Source organism: Streptomyces sp. NPDC001407 (assembly GCF_042895325.1).
Taxonomy (GTDB): Bacteria; Actinomycetota; Actinomycetes; order Streptomycetales; family Streptomycetaceae; genus Streptomyces.
Window position 1 is genome coordinate 1 of sequence record NZ_JBIAWF010000063.1, and the last position, 2,687, is coordinate 2,687.

General features: G+C 71.3%; 1 protein-coding gene. It reads right to left on the reverse strand.

Going from position 1 to position 2,687, the window contains the following annotated elements; genetic code table 11:
• Positions 1 to 114: 114 nt before the first annotated feature.
• Positions 115 to 2,484: an HAD-IC family P-type ATPase gene (locus ACFY1P_RS35355; RefSeq protein ID WP_361535583.1), complete on the reverse strand. Its 2,370-nt coding sequence runs from the start codon at positions 2,482 to 2,484 to the stop codon at positions 115 to 117.
• Positions 2,485 to 2,687: the final 203 nt, after the last annotated feature.

The window sequence follows — 2,687 nt, forward strand, 5'->3', positions numbered from 1 at the left end:
GCCCCCGCACCCAGCGGAAAGCGCACCCACCACACACCCAGCCCGGCCGGCGTTTGAGGCCGCCCGCCGCAGGCGCACACAACCCGCACAAGACAACGGACCCGCACCCAGCGGTCAAGCCGGGAACCGGCGCCCCACCCACCGCCACGCAAGCTCCAGTACGACAGCCCCCACCGCCGCGATCCCGACCGCAGCCCACGGCATCGTCGTACCCACCAGCTTCAGAGCGAAGAACCGCTGAAGCCACGGCACGGCCAGGACGACGAGGAAGCCCAGGCCCATGGCGAGGACGAGGGCGATGCGCCACCACGTGTAGGGGCGGGCGATGATCGCGAGGACCCACATGGAGATCAGGAAGAGGGTCAGCGTGGCCACGCTGGTCTGGGCGGCGAGGCTGTCCGGCCCGGTGTAGTAGGCGCGGGCGACCAGATACGCGGCGAAGGTGGCCGCGCCCGCGAGCAGGCCCGCCGGGACGGCGTACCGCATCACGCGGCGTACGAAGTGCGGCCTGGCGCGCTCCGTGTTCGGGGCCAGCGCCAGGAAGAAGGCCGGGACGCCGATGGTCAGCGTCGACAGCAGGGTCAGGTGGCGCGGCAGGAAGGGATACGGCACCCGGGAACAGACGACGAGGATCGCCAGCAGCACGGAGTAGACGGTCTTGGTCAGGAAGAGGGTGGCGACCCGGGTGATGTTGCCGATGACGCGGCGCCCCTCGGCCACCACCGACGGCAGGGTGGCGAAGCTGTTGTCGAGCAGGACGATCTGCGCGACGGCCCGGGTCGCCTCGGAGCCGGAGCCCATGGAGACCCCGATGTCGGCGTCCTTGAGCGCCAGGACGTCGTTGACGCCGTCGCCGGTCATGGCGACGGTGTGGCCGCGGGACTGGAGGGCGGCGACCATGTCGCGCTTCTGCTGCGGGGTGACGCGGCCGAAGACGCTGCCGTCCTCCAGAACCTTGGCCATGGGTTCCTTCTCGGCGGGCAGACGGCGCGCGTCCACCGGCGCCTCGGCACCGGGCAGGCCGAGCTTGGCGGCCACGGCCCCGACGGAGACGGCGTTGTCGCCGGAGATCACCTTGGCGGAGACGTCCTGCTGGGCGAAGTAGCGCAGGGTGTCACCGGCGTCGGGCCGCAGCCGCTGTTCGAGCACGACGAGGGCGGTGGGGCTCACGTCCTCGACGACGCGCGGGTCGTCGAGCTCGCGCTGGGCGCGTGCCAGCAGTAGCACCCGCATCCCCTGGGCGTTGAGCTGCTCGATCTCGGAGAGGGAGGGGTGGCCGTCCGGCAGCAGCACGTCGGGGGCGCCGAGCAGCCAGTTGCTGCTCTCGGTGTCGGGGCCGTTGAGGGCGGCGCCGCTGTACTTGCGGGCGGAGGAGAAGGGCAGCGACTCGGTGCAGCGCCAGCCCGAGCCGTCGGGGTAGGCGTCGATGATGGCCTTGAGGCTGGCGTTGGGCCGGGGGTCGCTCTCGCCGAGGGCCCCGAGCACCTGGCGGACGTACGCCTCGTCCGCGTTCTTCAGCAGCACCCGGAGCTCGCTCACGTCCATGCCGCCCTCGGTGAGGGTGCCGGTCTTGTCGAGGCACACCGTGTCGACGCGGGCGAGGCCCTCGATGGCGGGCAGCTCCTGGACCAGGCACTGCTTGCGGCCGAGCCGGATCACGCCGATCGCGAAGGCGACGGAGGTCAGCAGCACCAGGCCCTCGGGCACCATCGGCACGATGCCGGCCACCATCCGGCGGACCGCCTCCCGCCAGTCGTGGCCCTGCACGACGAGCTGGCTGATGACGAGGCCGACGGCGGTCGGGAGCATCATCCACGTCACGTACTTGAGGATCCGGCTGATGCCGGTGCGCAGTTCGGAGTGGACGAGCGTGAAGCGGGACGCCTCCTCGGCGAGCTGGGCCGCGTACGCCTCGCGGCCCACCTTGGTGGCGGTGTACGCGCCGCCTCCCGCGACGACGAAGGACCCGGACATGACCTTGTCGCCCGGCTTCTTCAGCACGGGATCGGCCTCGCCGGTGAGCAGCGACTCGTCGATCTCCAGCCCGTCGGCTTCCCTGACCTCGCCGTCGACCACGCACTTGTCGCCCGGCCCCAGTTCGATGAGGTCGCCCAGGACGATCTCCCCGGTGGGGATCGTGGAGGGCTCCCCGTCGCGGCGGACCGTCGGCTTGGCCTCGCCGATCACGGCGAGCGAGTCGAGGGTCTTCTTCGCCCGGAGCTCCTGGACGATGCCGATCGCGGTGTTGGCGACGATCACGAACCCGAAGAGGCCGTCCTGGATCGGCCCGACGATCAGAATGATCAGGAAGAGCACGCCGATGATCGCGTTGAAGCGGGTGAAGATATTCGCGCGTGCGATCTCCGCGGTCGAGCGGGAGGAGCGTACGGGGACGTCGTTGACCTCCCCTCTCGCCACGCGCTCGGCGACTTCGGCTGGGGTGAGGCCGGGGTGCGGTGCCGGGGGGTGGGCCGGATCGCTCATGAGTCCGACGGTACGGGGTTTTGGTGGGGGTGGCTCGGTTTGTGGGTGCGGTTGCGCTGGCGCGTGGCGGTGGTCTGGGTGCGGGTTCGTTTCCGGGTGCGGGTGCGTTGCGCCTGCGGCGGGCGGCCTCAATCGCCGGCCGGGCTTGGGTGGTGGTGGGTGCCGGGGGTGGGGCCTCCGGGCTGGGGACCTGGAACGCGGTG